Source organism: Pseudomonas sp. Irchel s3b2 (assembly GCF_900187445.1).
Lineage (GTDB): Bacteria > Pseudomonadota > Gammaproteobacteria > Pseudomonadales > Pseudomonadaceae > Aquipseudomonas.
Genome location: NZ_FYEB01000012.1, coordinates 26,729 through 48,917 on the forward strand (window position 1 = coordinate 26,729; position 22,189 = coordinate 48,917).

At 56.1% G+C, this 22,189-nt stretch carries 24 protein-coding genes and 2 pseudogenes; 22 read left to right on the top strand and 4 right to left on the bottom strand.

All coding sequences use genetic code 11. The annotated features are described in order from the left end of the window. The first annotated feature begins 577 nt into the window (after positions 1 to 577). From CKW20_RS21650 to CKW20_RS21675, 6 genes and pseudogenes are all read left to right on the top strand, one after another. Positions 578 to 952, top strand: coding sequence for an SMI1/KNR4 family protein (locus tag CKW20_RS21650; RefSeq protein WP_095054701.1), 375 nt, complete (start codon positions 578 to 580; stop codon positions 950 to 952). A gap of 1 nt (position 953) precedes the next feature. After that, positions 954 to 1,127, top strand: a complete 174-nt coding sequence (locus CKW20_RS29630; protein ID WP_176466940.1) for a hypothetical protein — start codon at positions 954 to 956, stop codon at positions 1,125 to 1,127. 228 nt (positions 1,128 to 1,355) lie between these two features. Further along, entirely contained in the window at positions 1,356 to 1,754 is a 399-nt protein-coding gene (locus CKW20_RS29960) for a hypothetical protein (RefSeq protein ID WP_256585084.1), read from the top strand. Positions 1,755 to 1,763: 9 nt separating this feature from the next. Further along, a complete protein-coding gene (locus CKW20_RS21665; protein ID WP_095054702.1) occupies positions 1,764 to 2,390 on the top strand; it encodes a hypothetical protein in 627 nt (208 codons plus the stop codon). Positions 2,391 to 2,539: 149 nt separating this feature from the next. Continuing rightward, positions 2,540 to 2,782, top strand: coding sequence for a hypothetical protein (locus CKW20_RS21670; protein ID WP_095054703.1), 243 nt, complete (start codon positions 2,540 to 2,542; stop codon positions 2,780 to 2,782). Between the two features lie 414 nt (positions 2,783 to 3,196). Next, positions 3,197 to 3,551: pseudogene (locus tag CKW20_RS21675) on the top strand (DUF6124 family protein). A 272-nt stretch (positions 3,552 to 3,823) separates the two neighbouring features. Here the strand turns inward: CKW20_RS21675 and ppnN are convergent. Further along, positions 3,824 to 5,197, bottom strand: a complete 1,374-nt coding sequence (gene ppnN / locus CKW20_RS21680; RefSeq protein ID WP_095054704.1) for a nucleotide 5'-monophosphate nucleosidase PpnN — start codon at positions 5,195 to 5,197, stop codon at positions 3,824 to 3,826. Positions 5,198 to 5,411: 214 nt separating this feature from the next. On the opposite strand from ppnN, the gene CKW20_RS21685 reads away from it, so the two are divergent. Together CKW20_RS21685 and CKW20_RS21690 are read left to right on the top strand one after the other, a co-directional pair. Next, positions 5,412 to 5,939: a DUF3087 family protein gene (locus CKW20_RS21685; protein WP_095054705.1), complete on the top strand. Its 528-nt coding sequence runs from the start codon at positions 5,412 to 5,414 to the stop codon at positions 5,937 to 5,939. Between the two features lie 149 nt (positions 5,940 to 6,088). Next, positions 6,089 to 7,666, top strand: a complete 1,578-nt coding sequence (locus CKW20_RS21690) for a sensor domain-containing diguanylate cyclase (protein ID WP_095054706.1) — start codon at positions 6,089 to 6,091, stop codon at positions 7,664 to 7,666. A gap of 15 nt (positions 7,667 to 7,681) precedes the next feature. Here CKW20_RS21690 and CKW20_RS21695 read toward each other — a convergent pair whose 3' ends face one another. After that, positions 7,682 to 8,068 (bottom strand): DUF2784 domain-containing protein, encoded by a 387-nt coding sequence (locus tag CKW20_RS21695; RefSeq protein ID WP_095054707.1) that lies wholly within the window; start codon positions 8,066 to 8,068, stop codon positions 7,682 to 7,684. Between the two features lie 60 nt (positions 8,069 to 8,128). Then, positions 8,129 to 9,004, bottom strand: coding sequence for a 4-hydroxy-tetrahydrodipicolinate synthase (gene dapA / locus CKW20_RS21700; RefSeq protein ID WP_095054708.1), 876 nt, complete (start codon positions 9,002 to 9,004; stop codon positions 8,129 to 8,131). Between the two features lie 394 nt (positions 9,005 to 9,398). On the opposite strand from dapA, the gene CKW20_RS21705 reads away from it, so the two are divergent. The 6 genes from CKW20_RS21705 (at position 9,399) to CKW20_RS21725 (ending at position 13,381) form a co-directional block, all read left to right on the top strand. Further along, positions 9,399 to 10,097 (top strand): AzlC family ABC transporter permease, encoded by a 699-nt coding sequence (locus CKW20_RS21705; RefSeq protein WP_032830637.1) that lies wholly within the window; start codon positions 9,399 to 9,401, stop codon positions 10,095 to 10,097. Continuing rightward, the gene (locus CKW20_RS21710; RefSeq protein WP_162830927.1) at positions 10,097 to 10,408 is read left to right on the top strand and encodes an AzlD domain-containing protein; all 312 of its coding nucleotides are present in this window, start codon (positions 10,097 to 10,099) and stop codon (positions 10,406 to 10,408) included. The genes CKW20_RS21705 and CKW20_RS21710 overlap by 1 nt, the downstream gene beginning before the upstream one ends. Before the next feature lie 64 nt (positions 10,409 to 10,472). Continuing rightward, positions 10,473 to 10,631: a hypothetical protein gene (locus CKW20_RS29635; protein ID WP_007895518.1), complete on the top strand. Its 159-nt coding sequence runs from the start codon at positions 10,473 to 10,475 to the stop codon at positions 10,629 to 10,631. Positions 10,632 to 10,978: 347 nt separating this feature from the next. After that, positions 10,979 to 11,926, top strand: coding sequence for an ABC transporter substrate-binding protein (locus tag CKW20_RS21715; RefSeq protein WP_095054709.1), 948 nt, complete (start codon positions 10,979 to 10,981; stop codon positions 11,924 to 11,926). Positions 11,927 to 12,095: 169 nt separating this feature from the next. Continuing rightward, positions 12,096 to 12,995 carry a polysaccharide deacetylase family protein gene (locus tag CKW20_RS21720; RefSeq protein ID WP_095054710.1) on the top strand — a complete coding sequence of 300 codons (900 nt, stop codon included), beginning with the start codon at positions 12,096 to 12,098 and terminating at the stop codon, positions 12,993 to 12,995. A 134-nt stretch (positions 12,996 to 13,129) separates the two neighbouring features. Beyond that, positions 13,130 to 13,381, top strand: a complete 252-nt coding sequence (locus CKW20_RS21725; RefSeq protein ID WP_030130610.1) for a DUF1652 domain-containing protein — start codon at positions 13,130 to 13,132, stop codon at positions 13,379 to 13,381. A gap of 1 nt (position 13,382) precedes the next feature. Here the strand turns inward: CKW20_RS21725 and CKW20_RS21730 are convergent, their stop codons facing one another. Next, positions 13,383 to 14,273 (bottom strand): LysR family transcriptional regulator, encoded by an 891-nt coding sequence (locus CKW20_RS21730; protein ID WP_095054711.1) that lies wholly within the window; start codon positions 14,271 to 14,273, stop codon positions 13,383 to 13,385. 127 nt (positions 14,274 to 14,400) lie between these two features. On the opposite strand from CKW20_RS21730, the gene CKW20_RS21735 reads away from it, so the two are divergent. The 8 genes and pseudogenes from CKW20_RS21735 (at position 14,401) to benC (ending at position 22,160) form a co-directional block, all read left to right on the top strand. Further along, entirely contained in the window at positions 14,401 to 15,549 is a 1,149-nt protein-coding gene (locus CKW20_RS21735; protein WP_176466941.1) for a muconate cycloisomerase family protein, read from the top strand. A gap of 10 nt (positions 15,550 to 15,559) precedes the next feature. Then, entirely contained in the window at positions 15,560 to 15,850 is a 291-nt protein-coding gene (gene catC / locus CKW20_RS21740) for a muconolactone Delta-isomerase (protein ID WP_007895545.1), read from the top strand. A 55-nt stretch (positions 15,851 to 15,905) separates the two neighbouring features. Then, on the top strand, positions 15,906 to 16,835 hold the full coding sequence (catA, locus tag CKW20_RS21745; protein WP_095054713.1) for a catechol 1,2-dioxygenase: 930 nt from the start codon (positions 15,906 to 15,908) through the stop codon (positions 16,833 to 16,835). A 192-nt stretch (positions 16,836 to 17,027) separates the two neighbouring features. Next, the gene (locus CKW20_RS21750; protein ID WP_095054714.1) at positions 17,028 to 17,987 is read left to right on the top strand and encodes an AraC family transcriptional regulator; all 960 of its coding nucleotides are present in this window, start codon (positions 17,028 to 17,030) and stop codon (positions 17,985 to 17,987) included. Positions 17,988 to 18,242: 255 nt separating this feature from the next. After that, a pseudogene (locus CKW20_RS21755) lies at positions 18,243 to 18,431 on the top strand (benzoate 1,2-dioxygenase large subunit); the annotation flags it as partial. 812 nt (positions 18,432 to 19,243) lie between these two features. Then, the gene (benA, locus tag CKW20_RS21760) at positions 19,244 to 20,602 is read left to right on the top strand and encodes a benzoate 1,2-dioxygenase large subunit (RefSeq protein ID WP_095054818.1); all 1,359 of its coding nucleotides are present in this window, start codon (positions 19,244 to 19,246) and stop codon (positions 20,600 to 20,602) included. After that, positions 20,599 to 21,084, top strand: a complete 486-nt coding sequence (gene benB / locus CKW20_RS21765; protein WP_095054715.1) for a benzoate 1,2-dioxygenase small subunit — start codon at positions 20,599 to 20,601, stop codon at positions 21,082 to 21,084. Before benA ends, benB begins: the two co-directional genes overlap by 4 nt. Before the next feature lie 65 nt (positions 21,085 to 21,149). Beyond that, positions 21,150 to 22,160 (top strand): benzoate 1,2-dioxygenase electron transfer component BenC, encoded by a 1,011-nt coding sequence (benC, locus tag CKW20_RS21770; RefSeq protein ID WP_095054716.1) that lies wholly within the window; start codon positions 21,150 to 21,152, stop codon positions 22,158 to 22,160. Positions 22,161 to 22,189: the final 29 nt, after the last annotated feature.

Genomic DNA, 22,189 nt, shown 5'->3' on the forward strand with positions numbered 1-22,189 from the left:
TGCCAGCGACCGGCTATCGAGCAGTCGGAGGTCCCGCTGTCGAGGAGGCGTTAACAGGAACAATTTCTCCTCGCAACCCTACTTATATTACATTCGACAACATTAAAAATATGACGCCGTCCGAAGCGCAGGGCCTACTTCAACTGCCCCGGACACCCTCCAACTGGGTAAGCTTTGATACGCTGCCATTAGTAAATGACCTGAAGATTCCAACTGGGAAGTAGAATACAACCACAACCTTGGAGCCGATTACCAACACATTCCCTGAGGGGGAATAGGGGACAGACCACGATTTTTTTGATGGTAAGCAAAAGCGTGGTCTGTCCCCTAATGCTTTCAGATTGCTGGAGGGAGCGGAATATGATGCCCATCAGAAATGCCGCTAACAAAGCCAACAGCACATCCGCCGAGAACAAGAGCTTGTCGGTCAGCCAGTGGATGTGCATGCAACCAATCCAGTGAAGTTTGGTGGTAGTCCGACCGATCCCACCAACAAAATTATTCTGCCTCGCAATGTTCATCGACTGCAGGTAACCCCTAGGTGGAACAAATTTCTGAAAAATCTAGGAAGATAGCGATGAAATATAATTTGACAGAGGGTCAGCTCAATGGTCCTGCTGAATCATCAACTCTTGATGGTCTGTCGACACTTCCTAAGAGTTATATCGACTTTCTCAAGGAGCATAATGGTGGTGAGGGCTTCATAGGCGACAACTACATTATTTTTTGGAAAGCTGAGGAGTTGGTCGACTTCAATCGAGAATATGAGGTCGAAACATATGCCCCAGGCATCTTCTTGTTCGCTTCGAGCGGAGGCGGAGAAGGATATGGCTTCGATACTGACGATGCAGCTATGCCGATAGTGCGCATCCCGTTTATAGGTATGGATCGGCAGTATATTGACACGGTAGCCCGCGACCTCCCGAGCTTATTTGCTTGGTTGGCAGACTGAAATGAATAAGCAAGAGCGCCCCAAGGGCATGGAGTTGTTCGAGATTACACCGGTCATTCTGGGGGGCGATCCAACCTGTCCTGAGAACAAAACCTGGTTGACGAGGCAGCAGCATTTTGAAGCGGTGCGCTACTGGAATCGGGTCATCAGCAATATGCGTAAAGAACAGCGTTAAGGTTCAAAAGGTGTTTTTCCAGTTAATTGTAGAGGGAAAGATCTGCGGAACAATATTTACTGGTTTTAATCAGGCTGCTCGTCCGGGAAAGGGGACGGATTTATTTGTTTGTTTCGGGCGTAGTGGTCAGAAAATAAATCTGTCCCCGTATTTTTCAGTGATAGTGATTTTTCTTTGTCCGTGGGGGCGAATGGGAAGCCCAAGGCGTATATCAATGAGAATGGCGATTTGGTTCCTCCAAATTTGGAGGGGACTGGCAGCGTTCAAACGCATGTAAGGGGAAGTAATCCAGAGAACTCACCCTACATATCAGCAACTGATCCACAAGCAGCGCTGAATCCGAAGGACTATGGTGGTAATCAAATCGAAATCGATGTGAAACAGCTGCAGAAGGATATTGATGCGGGTGAATTGCCGAATACTAAGTTTTTAACGAGCCAAGAAGTAGCAGCTGAACTACAATCAAAGATAGACGCCGCACGGGTGAGATACTCTACAAACCCAAGCAGGAAAAATGCGGAATCATTGGATAATGCAGTGCGAGATTTAGGGAGTGCTGTGCGGGATGGCGAGTGTTTAATAAAGGGATGTGTTCCGGCTAAATATATTAATTCCAATGGGGGATAGGTGTTCATTATGGATCGCATGATATATGACCTGCTTTATAGTGTGCCGAAGGGGGCTGATTATGCCGTTGATGCGACGAACCTAGATCCTGATGATATCCCTCGCGCCAGAGTCGATGGTGTGATGAATATACTGCTCCACGCAAATAACGAAGTGGAGCGTTTTTTAGCCGCGAGATTGCTAACTAGTTGGGGGTATCATGAAGGTTTGATCGCGCTGGAAAAGTGCATGAGTGGGTATGAGGGTGTCGAAGGCGTTTTTCTTCACAGGCTACACGGCTATGATGATACTTTTAGGCAAATACTGTTGGCAATTATTAGCTATTTTTCAAACGTGGCTGATAGAGGCGATTTAGAGAAGGGCAGGACTCAAGTATATGCTCCGTTGTCGAAAATAATATTAATGGCAAGTACGATGCCATTTGAAATATATAATGTGTTTGACTTTGTGGGGCGTGAGGGGTTTCTTGAGTATGTTCCTCTTCTTAAGCAGCATCTTGTGTCAATAATTGATCACCCAGAGATACATCGCTGGAAGATAAATGACGTTATTGAGTCGTTGCTGAAATTGGATGCTGAGTTTGTGTTTTCTGTTTTGGAGCAGAAAGGTAAAACAATCGAGGATTTCAAGGTTTAGTTTGGGAAAGGGGGAAAGGGGACGGATTTATTTGTTTGCTTCGGGCGCAGTGGTCAGAAAATAAATCTGTCCCCCTTATTTTTAGTCCCCTTATTTTTAAATTCAGTTCAATGGTCTTTAGATGATGGGTATTTAAAGGACCTTTCAAAATGAAAAAAGAACAATTGCTGTCTAATCTTTCTGCTATCGGTGTTAATGCGACTAGCTATTCTTTGGGTGAGATCCGATACAGCGATTGTGTGTGCGTCGTTGCAGAGAATGACAAGTGGAAGGTTTATTATGTAGAGTGTGACAAACCTGCTGAGCTTGCGGTGCTTGATACAGAGGAGCAAGCATACGATTTTGTGTATGAAACATTCTGCAAATGGCTTGGTGTGGAGAAGCTGCAGTAGGGGGGCTGTCGTTGGCATTGGCTCTTGCAATGAGTCAGCCCATCCACCACAAAACCCAAAGTGATAAACAGGCGATGTTTAATCGACATCTCCAGATACTCACTCAGGCTACACATTCTTGCGTCGCTGCCTACGACTACGCCAGAATCCGCCGGCTTGTGCGCCTTGAGGCCGGGCACTATCGTTTGCCTGTCGCTGAAAAACAGCGATCGGGTTTGGTAGCCCGGTTTGACTTGCGTGCATAGCGCACCTGATGCAGAGCCTTTTCGGCCTGCGTTTATGGTGGCCATGCGCAGGGCGCCTTCGGGCGCGCCGGTTCTCCAAGTCACCGGTCTACCAACCTTCGTATGGCCACCACCCCTTCGTTTGGTAGCGAGAGTGATGGCTCCTCTTTTCTGATTTGGAGTTCCATCTATATTCAAGATCACACCCAACCCGCCGGAAACCGATCCAACATCCCCCTACGATTCCCTCGATTCAAAAAAACTCAACGAAGCCGCCGACCGCGCCCTCGATCATTACCTCAAGCCGCCCATCCCCAAAGACACCAAGCACAAACCCAGCACTATTTACCATGTGGGTGCGAAGGTCGATAACGAAACCCTGCTGGTCAACGCCTGCGAATCCCTGGCGTCAGCGAGTGTGATGCTCAGTGAGTTCGCTGGATTGATGGACCCATCGCAACATGATGTTGGGGATTCAATCGGTGGTCATGCTCGGGGAGTTAGCGGTGAATCGGGTGCTGGATAACCTCGATCCACGAGACTAGCGAGGATGATCGTTCCCATGCTCCAGCGTGGGAATGCCTCAACGGACGCTCTGCGTTCGGCTCTGGAAGGGACGCGTAGCGTCCCGGCTGCATTCCCACGCAGAGCGTGGGAACGATTAAAACCCCGCATCATGCGGGGTTTCTTGTCAAAGTGTGGGGGCGGGCTTGCTCGCGAAAGCTGCTTAACATTCAACAGAGATGTCGACTGTTACGCCGCCTTCGCGAGCAAGCCCGCTCCCACAGGGGTGATGTTAAAGCTCACATCAACATTGTTACGCCACCACCTGATAACACGGCACATACTCCGCGCCGCCCGGCAGTTTCATCCGGTGCTGGGCGACGAAGGCTTTGAGCAGTTTGTCCAGCGGCTGCATGACGGCGGCATCGCCACGGATCTGATATGGCCCGTGTTCTTCGATCAGGCGGATGCCCTTGTCCTTGACGTTGCCGGCGACGATGCCGGAGAACGCGCGGCGCAGGTTGGCGGCCAGTTCGTGGGACGGCAAGTTGCGGCTCAGTTGCAGGTTGGCCATGTTGGCGTGGGTCGGATCGAACGGGCGCTGGAAGCCTTCGTCGATCTTCAGCAGCCAGTTGAAATGGAACGCGTCGTTGCGCTCGCGACGGAACTGTTTGACCTCTTTGAGGCCTTGAGTCATGTATCGCGCCACTTCAATCGGGTCGTCGATGATGATCTCGTAGTGCTGCTGCGCGGCTTCACCGAGGGTGGCACCGACGAAGGCGTGCAGCTGCTCCAGATACGGTGCGGCACTTTTCGGCCCGGTGAGCACCACGGGGAAAGGCAGGCCTTCGTTGCCCGGGTGCATGAGGATACCGAGCAGGTACAGGAATTCTTCGGCCGTGCCCGCGCCGCCCGGGAAAATGATGATGCCGTGGCCGACGCGTACGAAGGCTTCCAGGCGTTTCTCGATGTCCGGCAGGATCACCAGTTCGTTGACGATCGGGTTCGGTGCTTCGGCGGCGATGATCCCGGGTTCGGTCAAGCCGAGGTAGCGGCCACCGTGGATGCGCTGTTTGGCGTGGGCGATGGTCGCGCCTTTCATCGGGCCTTTCATCACGCCCGGGCCGCAACCGGTGCAGATGTCCAGGCTGCGCAGGCCGAGTTCATGGCCGACTTTCTTGGTGTATTTGTACTCTTCGGTGTTGATCGAATGGCCGCCCCAGCACACCACGATTTTCGGCTCGACGCCGGGGCGCAGGGTGCGGGCGTTGCGCAGCAGGTGGAAAACGTAGTCGCTGATGCCTTGGGAGGTGCTCAGGTCGATGCTCAAGGCATCGAGTTCGTTTTCGGTGTAGACGATATCGCGCAGGGCGCTGAAGAGCATCTCGCGGGTACTGGCGATCATTTCGCCATCGACGAAAGCGTCGGCCGGGGCGTTGAGCAGTTCGAGGCGTACGCCACGGTCTTGCTGGTGAATGCGGATCTCGAAGTCTTTGTAGGCTTCCAGAATGGTCTTGGCGTTATCAACATGGGCGCCGGTATTGAGGATGGCCAGGGCGCACTGGCGGAACAGGGTGTAGGTGATTCCGGATGAGGCTTGGCTCAGTTGCTGTACTTCACGTTGGGACAGTGTTTCCAGGCTGCCTTTAGGGCTGACCGAGGCGTTGATTACATGTCGTTGGGTCATTCAATGATCCTTAAAACGATGTCACCCGCCAGCAATGGCGCATGGCATCCGAATAGTGTGTATCCATGATGAAGATGGCACGAACTGCGCTGTATCGCCATGTCCCCGTTTGACGATGAAAGGATGAAAAGGAGCTCCAGCATAGCTAAATCCTTATGGGAGGCGATAATGCCTCGCACTCTTTTTGTTTTCACACCCAAGGAAGCCTGCCGCGATGTTCGAAATACAGCCGATGAATGCCGAAACCTATCGACGCCAGACGCGGCGCAGCACGGTGATCATCGCCCTGATGTTCCTGGTGCTGGCGATGGTGCTGTCCACGGCGGCGGTGGCGCTGTTCGGTGAGCCCGGCGGTGACAATCTGCGTTTCAACGTGGGTGGCGTGTTTGCCGCGTTATTGCTGGTAGCGGCGCTGATGCGCGGCAAGTTCTGGACCCAGGAATGGATGGCGCCAGCGGTCTACGGTTGGCAGCTCAAGCGTAGCCTGATGAGTATCACTAACGTCATGCACCAGGTGACGGCGGCAGTGGAGAAGAGCGATCCGAGCGCCATGAAGCTGCTGCGTTTTTATCACTTGGGACTGAGCCAGATGCACCAGTTGGACGGCAACTCCAGCGACCATAGCCAACTGACCCGTGAGATGGACCAGCACAAGGCGCGGATGGAAATGCTGGGCATCGAGACCGAACAGACGCAATTGAATCCGGCCTGGCTTGAGGCGGTGAAACAGATACCTCTGTAACAGACAGGCGTGATTCAATAAGCGTTTTCGTGCAAATCACCTATCGTATCGTTGTCGGGTTGTAATGAGTTGAGCACCAGGCACGGCTGGCTGGCGCTAAAAGGGCGAACGGGAAAATTCGCCATGTCATAAGGGATTAAGGGAGCGTCATGGGGCATCCGTTCGTCAAAGACCGTAGTGAAAGTCCCCGGCTCGCCACGCCTTGGGTGCCTGAGCAGGTTGAGTCCAGGCTCAAGGTTCGATACGCCGTCTTCCTGCTCATTGCGGTGTGCCTGTCCATGACGGCCATTGTGATCGGCGAAGTCTGGAACGCGCGTCAGTATCATTTGCGCGGCAGCGAAGTGGAGATGTCCAACCTGGCGCAAACCCTGGCCTCGCAGACGCAGGCCTCGATCAAACAGGCCGACACATTGCTGTTTGCGTTGGTGGATCGCCTCGAAAACGACGGTATGGAGCCGGCGAAATTTCCCAGATTACAACGTTTGCTCCAAGCCCAGCGCAATGAGCTGGCACAGATCCACGGCCTGTTCGTTTTCGACGAAGAAGGACGTTGGCTCGCCAATGCCATTAACATCGTGCCGTCCAATGCCAATAATTCCGACCGTGAGTATTTCATCTACCACCGTGATCATCCCGACCGCGGTCCTCATATCGGTCCGTCGATAAAAAGTCGCTCGACCGGTGAGTGGATCATGACCGTGTCACGCCGGATCAATCACGCCGATGGCCGGTTTGCCGGGGTGGTGGTGGCTTCGATCTACCTCAATCATTTCCTGGACCTGTACAACAGCATCGACATGGGTAAAAACGGGGTGATCAACCTGATCGCCGACGACGCCAGCATCGTCGTTCGCCGCCCGTTTAACGAAGCCGATGTTGGCACCAGCGTCGCCAGTGGGCCGCTGTTCACCCAACTGTTGCCCAAAGGCGATTCCGGTACGGCAACGGTCAAGTCCTACGTGGATGGGGTGGAGCGGGTCGCGGGGTTTCGGCGGGTCCAGGGTTATCCGCTTATCGTCTTTGCCGCGCTCGACAAGGATGAAGTCCTGGCTGGCTGGCGGCAGGAGTCAATACTCAGTGCGGGCATCGTCTCATTGCTGCTGGGGTTTCTGGGCGTTCTCGGCTATCGCCTGATTCGCGTCATGAAGCAGCAGAATCATATTCAGAACGAATTGCTGGAGGCTCAGGAAAAGCTCATTGAGGTCAATCACAGCCTTAAATTGCTGGCTCTGGAGGATGCCCTGACCGGGCTTTCCAACCGGCGTCAATTCGATTTGTTCATCCTGGCGGAAATGGGCCGTGCCAGGCGTACCCATACCAGCCTTGCGTTGCTGATGATCGATGTCGATCATTTCAAAAGTTTCAATGATCACTACGGACATCTGGCGGGCGATGAGTGTTTGCGCAAGCTCAGCACCATCATCACCGACAACATCCAGCGCCCCGGCGATCTTGCTGCCCGTTTCGGTGGCGAGGAGTTTACGGTGGTGCTGCCCGGCACCGATTATGTGGGGGCGTTTCTGGTGGCGGAAAAGATCCGGCGCGCGGTTCAACAAATGGACATCAAGCATAGCGGCAGCCCCGAAGGCATCGTCACGGTCAGTCTGGGGGTTTGTGCTTACAACCAGACATCGCAGAGCCAGCCCGAAGATTTGATCGGTGCAGCGGACAAGGCGCTGTACGTGGCCAAGGCCAGTGGCCGGAACATGAGCGTCATCGCCAACTGAATTCAACCAGACCGGCTACTGCCCTGAGCGGGTCGGGTGCCGCAGCTTCCATAAGCGGATCAGCCGCAGATAGATCAGCACGTTGATCGCCAGCACCACGCTGCCCAACCCCAGCTGAATCGTGGGGGTGAGCCCGGCCGGATAGATAATCGGCCACACGTAATGTTCGATAAAACCGCCGCCGTAACCGGTTTGCCCGGCCGCTTGGCGCATGAGGTTTTCCCAATCGGTCAGGGGGCACGTCAGGTGGAAAACTTCCACGATCACGCCCCACGCAGCGGCGGGCAGGTGCCACCAGACCAGGTGGTGCCATTTGAGCACCAGCAGCCCGCCGAACAGCACGAACAGAATGAACAGCAAGTGAGACAGCACCAGCCCGTCGGCAGCGATTCGGTAAAGCATGTCGATTCCCTGACGCGTTATGTGAATCACTCCATGGTACTCGGGCTGGGTACTTGTGCTCTATCGATTGCTGTTTTCAAGCAGGGCCAGTACTCCTTTCAAACGCATCGCCGTGGCTTCGCTGCTGCATTGCATCGGCGCGCGCAGCTCGTCATGGATCAACCCTTCCAAGGCCAGGGCGGTTTTCACCGGGGCGGGATTGGGTTCGATGAACAGGCTGTGAATCAGTGGCAGCAACTGGAAGAAGGTCGTTCGACCGGCCGCTAACCGGTTGTCGCGGATCTGTTGATACAGCGTCACGAACAGCTCGGGATGAACATGGGCCGAGGCGGCAATCGCGCCTTTGGCGCCCAGGCACAGGGCGCTGAAAATCTGATTGTCTTCACCGCACAGCACGTCGACTTTGCCGCTGGAGAGCAACGCAAGAGTGGTGGTGGGATTGCCGCCGCAGTCCTTGATCGCGACGATCCGCTCATGGGCGACGATCCGGAGCAAGGTCGCCTGCTCGAAGGCTATGCCGGTGCGATAGGGAATGTCGTAGAGAATGACCGGGACGCTGGAAGCATCGGCGACGGTCTTGAAAAAGGCTTCCAGGCCGGCCTGGGAAGGGCGGATGTAGTACGGCGGTGGAACCAGCAAACCCGCCAGAGGACGTTTCAGAATCTCGCTCTGTAATTGCAGCAGCTCGGCGAGGTTGTTGCCGGCCAGGCCCATGACCACGCGTTCTGGCGCTACCTGCTCCAGCACCGCATCGAGCACCGCCAGTTGCTCCTGTTTGCCCAGCGCCGCGGCTTCCCCGGTGGTGCCGCAGACCACAATGCCATCGACGCCTTTTTCCAGCAGATGATTGACCAGCCGCCGCAACCCATCGAAGTCGATCGCGCCATGGTGAAACGGCGTAACGATGGGAACCCAGATACCTTGAAACGATGACATGCACTTTCTCCTGAAGGTTGACCGATATCGTCACCGTCAGAAGCGTAGAAGGAAGTCAGCAAGAAGGAGGGAGTGTCCGCCGCGCTCAATGTCCTGTCAGCTCATCTGACGGGACAGCGCGCCCCGGTCACATGAGCGACTGTTTCTTCGATTTAAGGGCGTGCGCAACGCAACCTTGCGCCTTGGCATTCAAGCCAATGACGACAGTATTGAGGTTGAAGGTTGCGGACATGGTTGCTTACACCCTGAATGAGGTGCTCAGTTTTAAAAGTCGGCGCGATGTTTGTCAATCTCGAAAATCAGCAGCGGTTGCGGGCAAGTGCGCAAGATTGTTCAAGCCATCCATCGCGACTGCTGGCACAGTCTGGGGTCTTCTCCCTGGTTGTAGAGCGTTATGTCCAACTCACTCATGCCGCGCAGTGCATTCCTTCGCGGTGCCGCGGCCATCATGCCGTTGTCCCTGGCGACCGCGCCTTGGGGATTGCTGGCCGGCTCCATGGCCATTGAGGCCAATCTCACACCGCTGCAAGGCCAGGGGTTGTCGAGTATCGTGTTTGCCGGCGCGGCTCAATTGGTCGCCATCGGCATGCTCAAGGGCGGTGCCGGGGTCTTTTCGATTCTGTTGACCACATTGTTGCTGACCTCCCAGCATCTGCTTTACGGGATGAGCATGCGTTCGGTGATTTCCCCGTTGCCGGGCCGCTGGCGTGTGGGGCTGGGCTTTTTGCTCACCGACGAGCTGTTCGCCCTGACCAGTCAACATGACAAACAACAGTTCAATCGTTGGTACGCCCTGGGTGTGGGACTGACGTTTTATATCGCGTGGAACCTCTTCACCCTGGCGGGCATTGTGTTGGGCAGCAGCATTCCGGGCCTTGAACACCTGGGGCTGGACTTCTCCATCGCGGCGACTTTTATCGCCTTGATCACCCCGGTGGTGCGCAACGTTCCGACGGTGGTCTGCGTGGCGGTCTCGCTGTTCTGTTCGGTGCTGTTCAGCTATTGGCAATGGGGCTCGGCGCTGGTGTTGTCGGGGTTAGCGGGCATGACCGCAGGCTTTATCTGCAACAAACTCTATGTGGGGCGCACATGATGGTCTGGGCTGTGATTATCGGGATGGGCCTGCTGGTATTCCTGAACCGCTACGTATTTCTCGAGCCTCGACTGCCGGTGCGCTTGAGCAGCAATGCCCGACAGTTCCTCGGTTTCGCGGTGCCGGGCATGCTCACCGCGATCTGCGGGCCGATTGTGTTCATGCCGGACAAACAGTTGAACCTACAGTGGGACAACCCCTACCTGATCAGTTCGCTGGTGGCCGTGGGCCTGGTGCTTTACACCCGCAACACCTTGCTCAGCATGTTATTGAGCATGGGGTTCTTCTTTTTGCTGCGGTGGTGGCTGTGAGTCGTCCCATCCGAACTGTTCTATGCTTGATAGATGGCTGATCCTTTGAGGAAGGGAGGTGGACATGGCCACTGAACCAAAGCGTCCGGACCCGGATGAGGACATCGATGAACCGACTGAGGAAGAGCTCGAGCAGCAGAGGCGTTCGACGCCGGACTGGAAGCATCCCGACGACGGTAAAGAGCTGTCGGATCGCGACCAGGAGCGCCCGCTGAAACCCTGATCGTCTTGTACATACCAAAAGGCCCCGCTATCGATGGCGGGGCTTTTTAATGGTTCTTCACGGTTACCGGGACAGCGAATTCTTTTTCATGAAGATCAAGAGCGTCTTTCCCGGGATTCCGTGAAGAACCTTTTTAATTCCCAATACCTAAAATGCAATCACCCTCCCACAGGTAAGACAATGTGTCGCTGCAGACAGAGAAATGTACCGGGAAATGCAGTCTGTTGACGCACTGTTGCTGGGTAAACACTCACTGTTCCCGGTCATGAGCTTATGCATAAATAGAATTTAATTTCACTCCTGTAAGAGCGTTATGGTCTATAAAAATGACCTTCCAGGAGCCCCTGATGAACCTCTCCCGATACCTGCGCGGTCTGTTGGCCAGCGCCCTGTTTGCCGCGCCTTTGAGCTACGGCGCCGACCCCGTGGTATTGCACGTCGGCGATCAGAACTACTACAACATTCGCGCCTCGGTGGAGGCGTCGGGTGTGCTGCAAGGAGCGCCCTACACCGTCGACTGGAAGCACTTTCAGGCCGCTGCGCCATTGGCCGAAGCGCTGAACACCGGCGCATTGGACCTGGGTTTTCTCGGCGATTCAGGTTTTCTGTTTCTGGCCGCCAAACAGGCGCCAGTGAAGCTGATCGGCGTGTCGCGGCAGAACCCGGACACCATCGCCTTGCTGGTGCCCAAGGACTCGCCGGTCAAAACCATTGCCGATCTCAAGGGCAAGAAAGTCGCGTACTGGCCCGGTGCCTGGAGTCAGCAGCTGACCCTGCGCGCCTTGGAGCAAGCCGATTTGCCGGATAACTACGTCGACTTCATCAAACTGATGCCGATTGACGCCGCCGCCGCGTTACCCCAAGGCAGCATCGATGCGTTTCCGGTCTGGGAACCCTACATTTCCCAGCAAATTCTGTTCTCCGGTGCCCGGCCGATTCTCACCGCCAAGAACCTGATGCCCGGCTTAAGCGCCATCGCCGCTTCGACGCCTTCGATCGACAGCAAACGCGAAGCCATTGCCGACTTCCTGGTGCGCCTGAAAAAGGCCCGGGCCTGGGTCGACACCCACACCGATGAGTACGCCGATCTCTGGGCGAAAAAGGCCAACCTGGACCAGAACGTGTCGCGTCATTGGCTGCGCCAGGCGCACATGACTGTCGGTCCGGTGGATCAACAGGCCGCTGCGGATCTGCAAAGCACCGCGGACTTCCTGTTCAAGGTCAAGGCATTGCCGGCTGCCCTGGCGACGGCACCGATTATCGATAGCTCGTTCCAGCAGTCGCTGGCGCAATAACCGAAAATCGAAGGCATAACGCGAGTCCGGGAGCGGGCGCTGGAACCAAACACTGTGTACCCTTATCCAACCTCGGCTTGCAGCGATCTGCAGGCCGGTCGAGGGATGAATGGGCGAGGGGTTTTTGCCATTAAACGTGATGACCGCAAGGTCTGGTCCAAGGCAAAACATGAAGCAGCTGGTCAAGGTTCTCTCCGCGTTCGCCATCGCAGTCGGCTTGTTTGGCTGCATTGCCGCGCCCATTGAAATGACGCCGCAGACGCAACAGGGTCTGCGCACACAAGCGCCGATCCGCTTTCTGCTGACCTTCGACGACGGGCCCAGCGCGTCCGGTTTTTACAACCCGACCGTCACCGTACTCGATAGCCTCGCGCGTAATCCGCTGCAACCCGACATTAAAGCCGTATTCTTCGTGCAGACCCGTGACTCACGCGCTGGCGGCAGTGAAGCGGGTCGACAAATCATGCGTCGCGAACACGCCGAAGGTCACCTGTTGGGTTTCCACACCGCCACGCGCCGGCACACCAACCATCGCTCACTGGACCCGGAAGAACTGGAGCAGTCGCTCACTGATGGCAGCGCAGACATCGCCGCGATCAGCAAAGCCTTGCCGACCCTGGTGCGTCCGCCATTCTGGAATTACGACAAGCGCACCTTTGCGGCCTATCAACAGCATGGCATGCACGTACTGCTGACTGACCTGAGCGCCAATGACGGCAAGATCTGGGGCTTCAACGCCAGCCCTCGGCGACGGGCCAATCTGCTGTTGCAACTGTCCGAAGTCCGCGAGCGCATCGCCCTCGGTGAATTGCCGACGGTGGATGGGGTGATTCCGGTGGTGGTGACCTTTCACGACCTTAATCGCTATACCGCCCGACATACCCGCGAATACCTGCAAATCCTGCTCGACAGTGCCAGCGCCACCGGTCTGGTCACGGCGCAGAAAGCGTTTTACGACGACACGGCAGCCCTGCAGCGGGCGGCCATGGCGCGTACTGTACGTGACAGTTCAGAGGCGGTTGAGTTGCCAGGGATCTGGAACTGGTTGTGGGGCGCAGATACCCACTGATCGATGTCGGGCGATTAACTGTTCAAAGTGAGAAGTAGCTAACACTAATTGTTAGCGTTCGCTGGCGCGGGTTTATTGAAGTTGATCTACGCTGAGTGGATCCAATCGGAAAACCGTCCACGAGGGCGTCCGCCATGGTTCCACTTGCGCAGCTTTGCCAAATTGTCGAGTCCGGTTTCAAACCGCTGTCCTGCGAATGCACCGTGAATCGCGATGAAACGTTGCGGATCAAAGTCTTCAATGGCACCACCGGGCGGATTGAGCTGTTGATAACCGGTGTATCGCCTGACGAACTGACCAGTGTCCGCGATATTTCCAACCTGATCGGCGAACTTCGCACTGAAATGCGCGCCGGGCGCCGAGCGTTTGCCGGGGTCATGGCCTGATTTATGAACCTTCGCGGGGCAGCAGTTCATCGATCATCCGCAAACAATGATTCAACCCCGGCGATACATCGCCCACGCGCCTGCTGAGGATGATCGGCGAGGTCGCGTTGTCTTCCAGCACCGGGGTGAAGCCAATGTCGTCGCGGTGCAGCAATTGCACTGAGGCCGGCACCAACGTCACCCCGATTCCCGCCCCCACCAGACCGATTGCTGTTTGCAGCTCGTTGGTCCATTGCGCCACGTTGATGTGTACGCCATAGGATTCGAATAGCGCGATTACGTGGTCGGCGTAACTGGGACGCGGGTTGCCGGGGTAGAGCACGAAGGGTTCTTTTGCCAGTTCACGAAGGCTGATCGGCCCGGCCAGTAATGGATGGCCGGCGGGCAGGGCGGCGACCAGCCGATCTTCGGTCAGCACGGTCTGAAGAATGGCCGGGTCGTCGATGCGAATTCGCCCGAAACCAATATCGATGCGCCCGGCCTTGAGCGCCTGCACCTGTTGCAACGTGGTCATTTCCGAGAGCCCCAATTCAAGCGCCAGCGGCTCACCGCTGCGCAATCGGCGAATCAGTTCCGGCAGCACGCCATAGAGGGTCGATGGCGCAAAGCCGATGCCCAGCCAGGTCTTTTCGCCCAAACCAATCCGCCGTGTGTTGTCGCACACCTTACTCAACTGTTCGAGCAGGGCGGTGGAATGTTCATGGAAAAATCGCCCGGCGTCGGTCAACTTCAGCGGTCGGCCGCGCTCCAGCAGAAGCACCCCGAGTTCGTCTTCCAGCTGCTGAATCTGCCGGCTCAGCGGTGGTTGGGCGATGTGCAACAGTTCGGCGGCGCGGGTGAAGTTGAGGGTTTGAGCCAGCACCTGAAAATACCGCAGGTGACGCAGTTCCATGAGGCCTCCGAACGTTGATCTGTTAAATACCTTTAAGGTATCGAGCCAGACCAATTCTATATTGGCTTCCCGAAAAAAGCCGTACCAGAATCCGTTCCAGAACTTTAAGAACCTGACGGGTATCGACATGCGTGCAACTGCCATTGAATCGATCGAGACGATCATCGTCGATCTGCCGACCATCCGCCCGCACAAACTGGCGATGCACACCATGCAGAACCAAACCTTGGTGATCATTCGTGTGCGCTGTGCCGACGGCATTGAAGGTGTGGGTGAATCGACCACCATTGGCGGTCTGGCCTACGGCAATGAAAGCCCGGACAGCATCAAGACCAACATCGACAAACACTTCGCGCCATTGCTGCTTGGCCAGGACAGCGGCAATGTGAATGCCGCGATGTTGCGCCTGGAGCGCAGCATTAGGGGCAATACCTTCGCCAAATCGGGTATCGAAAGCGCCTTGCTCGACGCCCAGGGCAAGCGTCTCGGCCTGCCAGTCAGCGAACTGCTGGGCGGCCGGGTTCGCGATGCGCTGCCGGTGGCCTGGACCCTGGCCAGCGGCGACACCGCCAAGGACATCGCCGAAGCGGAAAAAATGCTCGACCTGCGTCGCCATCGGATCTTCAAGCTGAAAATCGGCGCAGGCGAGGTCAACCGCGACCTGGCCCACGTCATTGCGATCAAAAAGGCCTTGGGTGATCGCGCCAGCGTGCGGGTCGATGTCAATCAGGCCTGGGACGAAGCGGTCGCGTTGCGCGCCTGCCGTATCCTCGGAACCAACGGCATTGACCTGATCGAACAACCGATCTCGCGCAATAACCGCGCCGGCATGGTGCGCCTGAATACCGTGAGCCCGGCGCCGATCATGGCCGATGAATCCATCGAATGCGTCGAGGATGCCTTCAACCTGGCGCGGGAGGGCGCAGCTTCGGTATTCGCCCTGAAAATTGCCAAGAATGGCGGCCCACGCGCCGTGCTGCGAACCGCCGCGATTGCCGAGGCGGCCGGTATCGGCCTGTACGGCGGCACCATGCTCGAAGGCGGTATCGGCACGCTGGCCTCGGCCCATGCCTTCGTCACGCTGAACACACTGGGCTGGGACACCGAGTTGTTCGGCCCGCTGCTGCTCACCGAAGACATCCTCTGCGAGCCGTTGGTCTACCGCGATTTCCAACTGCACGTCCCGCAAACACCGGGGTTGGGCATGACTCTGGATGAAGAGCGCCTGGCGTTTTTCCGTCGAGACAAGACAACCACTGCCGTTCATCAAGCCTGAGGAGGGCATCATGCTGTTTCACGTAAAAATGACTGTGAATTTACCGGTCGACATGAACCCGGAACGCGCCGCTCAGCTCAAGGCCGACGAAAAAGCCCTGGCCCAGCGTCTGCAAGAGCAAGGCAAGTGGCGTCATCTGTGGCGCATCGCCGGGCTCTATGCCAATTACAGCGTGTTCGATGTCGACAGCGTTCAGGAACTGCATGACCTGCTGATGCAATTGCCGCTGTACCCGTACATGGCGATCGAAGTCACCGCGATGTGCCGGCATCCTTCTTCCATTCGCGAGGATGACCGCTGAACCCAGCCTGTTCAGTTCGCTACGCTAATAATTACAAGATGAGGAACCCACCAAAATGAACGTCAAGATTTCCCACACTGCCAGTGCCCAGAAGTTTCTCGAAGACGCCAGCGGTCTGCATAACGAAGCCGGCGATCCGCGGGTCAAAGCGCTGATTTACCGCATCCTGCGCGATTCAGTGAACATCATCGAAGACTTGGCCGTGACCCCGGAAGAGTTCTGGAAAGCCGTCAACTACCTCAACGTGCTGGGTGCGCGTCAAGAGGCCGGGTTGGTGGTGGCCGGGCTCGGTCTGGAGCATTACCTCGACCTGCTGATGGATGCCGAAGACGAGCAGGCAGGCAAGGCCGGCGGCACACCGCGGACCATCGAAGGCCCGTTGTACGTGGCGGGTGCGCCGCTATCGGATGGCGAAGCGCGGCTGGACGATGGCGTCGATCCGGGCGTCGTGCTGTTCATGCAAGGCCAGGTGCGCAACACCGCCGGCGAGCCGCTGGCCGGCGCGGTGGTGGATGTCTGGCACGCTAACACCGGCGGCACTTATTCGTACTTCGATACCACTCAATCGGAATTCAACCTCCGTCGTCGTATAGTCACCGATGCTGAGGGCCGTTACCGTTTTCGCAGCATCGTGCCGTCGGGCTACGGCTGCCCGCCGGACGGTCCGACCCAGCAATTGCTCGATCAACTGGGCCGTCATGGTCAGCGGCCGGCGCACATCCACTTCTTCATTTCGGCGGCGGATCATCGTCACCTGACCACCCAGATCAACCTCGACGGCGATCAGTACCTGCATGACGATTTCGCCTATGCCACCCGTGATGAGCTGATTGCCAAAATCACTTTCAGCGATGATCCGCAGCGTGCGGCGGCCCATGGCGTGAGCGGTCGTTTTGCCGAAATCGATTTTGACTTCACGCTGCAGTCGTCTGCCCAGCCTGAGGAGCAGCAACGCCACGAACGGGTTCGCGCGCTCGAGGACTGATACCCTCGACCAGCCGAACCTTTGTGGGAGCGAGCCTGCTCGCGAAAGCGGAGTATCAGTCAACGTTGATGTTGAAGCTGATAGCCCTTTAGCGAGCAGGCTCGCTCCCACAGGTCGGTCAACTGACAAATCGATGCGAGTACTGCTCTAGAATGGCCCGACGCACCCTATAACAACAATGAGAGTGAACCGATGATGCAAGCGCAATTGTTGAGTCATCGCAGCAGAGTCTTCGACCACGCGGACCCTTACGCGGTATCAGGCTACGTCAATCAGCACGTCGGCAATCATTGCCTCCAGATGCCCAGGTCCGGCCGACCGCTGGCCAGCCTCGATCATCGTAAATTCGCCAGCCTCGACCTGTGCCGCATCAGTTACGGCGCCAGCGTGCGGGTTATGTCCCATGCGCTGGACAGCATCTATCACTTGCAAGTGTTGCTGCGCGGCAACTGCCTGTGGCGCGGTCATGGCCAGGAACATTACTTCGCCCCCGGCGAATTGCTGCTGATCAACCCCGACGATCCGGTGGACCTGACGTACTCCGACGATTGCGAAAAATTCATCCTGAAAGTCCCCACCCGGTTGTTTGAGTCAGTGTGCGAGGAGCAGCGCTGGCGGTATCCGGGGCAGGGCATACGGTTTCTGGAGAACCGTTATCAGCTCAATGAGCTGGAAGGTTTCGTCGGGCTGCTGGCGATGATTTGCCAGGAGGCGGAAGCCGCCGAACCGATTCCCCGGGTGCAGGAGCACTATGCGCAAATTGTGGTCAGCAAGATGCTCGGTCTGATGAAAACCAACGTCATGCGTACCGATCCCGGCTCACCCTCGGCCACGTTCGAGGCACTGGTCGATTACATCGCGTGTAACCTCAAGCAGGACATCGACAGCGAAGAACTGGCGCGCCAGGCGCGGATGAGCTTGCGTTCGCTGTATGGGTTGTTCGAACGCAACGCGGGGGACACGCCGAAAAACTACATTCGGCAGAAAAAACTCGAACGGATTCATGCCAGCCTGAGCGACCCGACCTGCATCGTGCGCAATGTGACGGAAGTGGCCATGGATTACGGTTTTCTGCACCTGGGGCGGTTCTCCGACAGCTATCGCAAGCAGTTCGGCGAATTGCCATCGGACACCCTCAAACGCCGCCACTGACCTCGCAAACGCCGCCCATCGTTTGATCATTCCCACGCTCTGCGTGGGAATGCAGCCCGGGACGCTCCGCGTCCCTTCCAGAGCCGAACGCAGAGCGTCCGTTGAGGCATTCCCACGCGGGAGCGTGGGAACGATCATCAACCACCGACCGCTCGTTGCACAAAATGGATACAGGTCTGCACCCCGCGGATAGTCCGCCCCATCCCCTCGTCCTAGCATGGCCCTGCCTGAATAAAAACAATGGAGGCGGCGGCCATGACCCTGCGACCTGAATACCTTCACTCCCTGCTTGAAGAAGACCCTGAGCAGGGCATCTATCGCTGCAAGCGCGAGATGTTCACCGATCCGCGGCTGTTCGACCTCGAGATGGAACACATCTTTGAAGGCAACTGGCTGTACCTGGCGCACGAAAGCCAGATCCCCAACAACAACGACCTTTACACCCGTGACAACCCAAAAAAATGGACAAAGACTCATCGAAAAATCAATGAGTTACAGACTTCGTAAATGTCCATTTTTTTCAAAGCAAAATGGACAATAGTCAGATCCTTTCCTCAAATAAGATCCGCACCAGCTTCAGGCTCACCTCGCAGTACCAACACCACAGCAACGATTCAACCTCATCAAAACAATTTCCTACCTTCGGAAACCCCGATGCTTGGGCCTCATTTTCTGTGCTGAACCAGATGTGATTATCAAGACACTTGCGAGCACCCAACACAGCCGCTGGAGAGGTGGGTGCGCATGGTTTTTCGGATTTAGATCATGCTGATGACGGATCTGTTTGCGAGCGCAGATGAGGAGGCGCCCTTTGATAGTTTCGATGAAACCGTAGTAAGAAATCATCGCCTACTGCTTGAGACAAGCACGCATCAGTTACGAAAGGGGAGTGGTTATGGTCGTAGCATGCGTCTTCCGCGTTCTGGCTCCCCATGCGCTTACAGTGTTGTGCCCCAAGTCATTCGGAGTTGTCGCAGTTGGCGGGACAGTTTCTTTAATCGGTCGAACCCTTGAAAATCGTCCTTGCTACGGGACTCTTAGCCTCATCGTTCGGCTCTGCAGTCGATGCTCCAGCTCAATCTTTCATGCGCGTTTCGTGTTTCCTCTCGGGAGTAGTCGGGGCCATCCATAGCCATCTCTCCTCCCTTCGCAACCTCTGCACAAAGTGGATATCACTCTGCACGAATCGGATATTCCGATTCTCTCCACTTCCTTAATTTGACCTGGCCTGAACAATAACAATGGAGGCCCTGGCCATGTCCCTAGGATTCAATTACCTCAACGCGTTGCTCGAAGATGATCGGGAAAAAGGCATCTATCGCTGTAAGCGCGAGATGTTCACAGATCCTCGTCTGTTCGAATTGGAGATGAAACACATCTTCGAGGGCAACTGGATCTATCTGGCTCACGAGAGCCAAGTTCCCGAAATCAACGATTACCTCACCCTAACCATGGGGCGCCAGCCGGTTTTCATCGCGCGCAACAAGGACGGGGATTTGAATGCCTTCCTCAATGCGTGCAGTCATCGAGGGGCTATGCTGTGCCGTCACAAGCGTGGTAACCGCTCCAGCTACACGTGCCCATTTCACGGTTGGACTTTCAACAATTCCGGCAAGCTGCTCAAGGTCAAAGATCCGAGTAACGCCGGCTACCCCGATAGCTTCAATTGCGACGGATCTCACGATCTAACAACGATCGCCCGCTTCGAGTCGTACCGTGGCTTTCTATTCGGTAGCCTCAAGTCGGATGTCAAACCTCTGGTTGAGCATTTGGGCGAGTCCGCAAAAATCATCGATATGATCGTTGACCAGTCACCTGACGGCTTGGAAGTACTGCGCGGCGCTAGCTCTTACATCTACGAAGGCAACTGGAAGCTAACCGCCGAAAACGGCGCAGACGGCTACCACGTCAGCTCCGTGCACTGGAATTATGCCGCTACCCAGAATCAGCGCAAACAGCGTGAGTCGGGTGATGAGATTAAAACCATGAGCGCCGGCGCCTGGGCAAAACAGGGCGGTGGCTTCTACTCCTTCGATCACGGTCATCTGCTGCTGTGGACTCGTTGGGCCAACCCTGAAGACCGTCCCGCCTACGAGCGTCGCGACCAGCTTGCCGAAGATTTCGGTCAGGCTCGCGCCGACTGGATGATCGAGAACTCACGCAATCTGTGTCTGTATCCCAATGTGTACCTCATGGATCAGTTCAGCTCGCAGATCCGTATTGCCCGGCCAATCTCGGTCAATAAGACCGAGATCACTATCTACTGCATCGCGCCGAAGGGTGAGAGCGCAGACGCTCGAGCCAAGCGTATTCGCCAGTACGAGGATTTTTTCAACGTCAGTGGTATGGCTACCCCGGACGACCTTGAGGAGTTCCGTTCCTGTCAGGCAGGTTATGGCGGAGGCGTAGGCTGGAATGACATGTCACGTGGCGCAACCCATTGGGTAGAGGGCCCAGATGAGGCTGCTCGCGAGATAGAGCTGAATGCGCTTCTGTCGGGCGTGCGCACCGAGGATGAAGGCCTGTTCGTGCTGCAGCACAAGTACTGGCAGGAAACCATGCTGAAGGCACTTGAAGAGGAACAACAACTGATCCCCGTGGAGGCCGTGCAATGAGCCTTTATGAAACAGTGCGGGACTTCCTCTACCGCGAAGCGCGCTATCTGGACGATATGCAGTGGGATGAGTGGTTGGAGCTGTACGCTGCCGATGCGAGCTTTTGGATGCCTTGCTGGGATGATGATGATCGCCTTACTGAAAACCCGCAGAGCGAAATCTCGTTGATCTGGTACGGCAACCGTGGCGGATTGGAAGATCGGGTTTTTCGTATCAAGACCGAACGCTCTAGCGCCACCATTCCGGATACCCGCACCTCACACAACATCAGCAATATCGAAATCGTTGAGCAAACCGAAGGCTTCTGCCAAGTGCGCTTCAACTGGCACACCCTAAGCTTTCGTTACAAGACAACCGACAGTTACTTCGGTACCAGTTTTTACACCCTTGATGTGCGTGGCGAGCAGCCTCTCATTACGGCCAAAAAGGTAGTGCTTAAGAACGATTACGTACGCCAGGTCATCGACATCTATCACATCTGACCGTGTCGCGAGCTGTCCGGTGCGCCGATCGCGCACTGCGTCGTGACTCGCCTATGAGGTGCAACATGAGCTTCCAGATCGCATTGAATTTCGAAGACGGAGTGACCCGTTTCATCGAGGCTGACGGCCATGAAACTGTTGCCGACGCTGCCTACCGCCAAGGTATTAATATCCCATTAGACTGCCGCGATGGCGCCTGCGGCACTTGTAAATGCAAAGCGGAGTCGGGTCGCTATGCCCTAGGGGACAACTTCATTGAAGACGCTTTGAGCGAGGATGAAATTGCCGAAGGTTTTGTCCTGACCTGCCAAATGCGTGTCGAGAGCGACTGCGTTGTGCGCATCCCGACGTCCTCACAGCTTTGTAAAACCGGACAGACGACTTTTGACGGCGCTATCAGTGACGTGCAGCAACTTTCTGCAAGCGCCATTGCCTTGTCGATCAAAGGGGACGCATTGACTGGTCTGGCATTCCTACCCGGCCAGTATGTAAACCTTAAGATTCCTGGGAGCGATCAGAGCCGCGCATATTCCTTTAGCTCACTGCAGAAGGACGGGGAGGTAAGCTTCCTTATCCGCAACGTGCCTGGAGGAATGATGAGTAACTTCCTTACAAACGTGGCGAAAGTCGGCGACAGCATGAGTCTGGCGGGGCCTTTGGGTAGCTTTTACTTACGGCCTATTGAGCGCCCGCTCTTACTGCTCGCCGGTGGCACCGGTTTGGCACCGTTTACCGCGATGCTGGAAAAAATCGCTGAACAAGGGAGCGAGCATCCATTGCACCTTATTTACGGCGTCACCAACGACTTCGACTTGGTTGAGCTCGATCGCCTGAAGGTTTTGGCTGAGCTCATTCCCAACTTCACCTACAGTGCGTGCGTGGCCAACCCGGACAGCCAATACCTTCATAAGGGATACGTGACACAGCACGTTGAAGCTTGCCATCTCAATGACGGCGATGTGGATGTGTATCTGTGCGGGCCCCCACCGATGGTCGAAGCCGTGAGTAATTACATTCGTGACCAAGGCATCACACCTGCCAATTTCTATTACGAAAAGTTTGCTGCGGCGGCCTGACGTTTACTGGGCTATCCGCATCGTAGGTG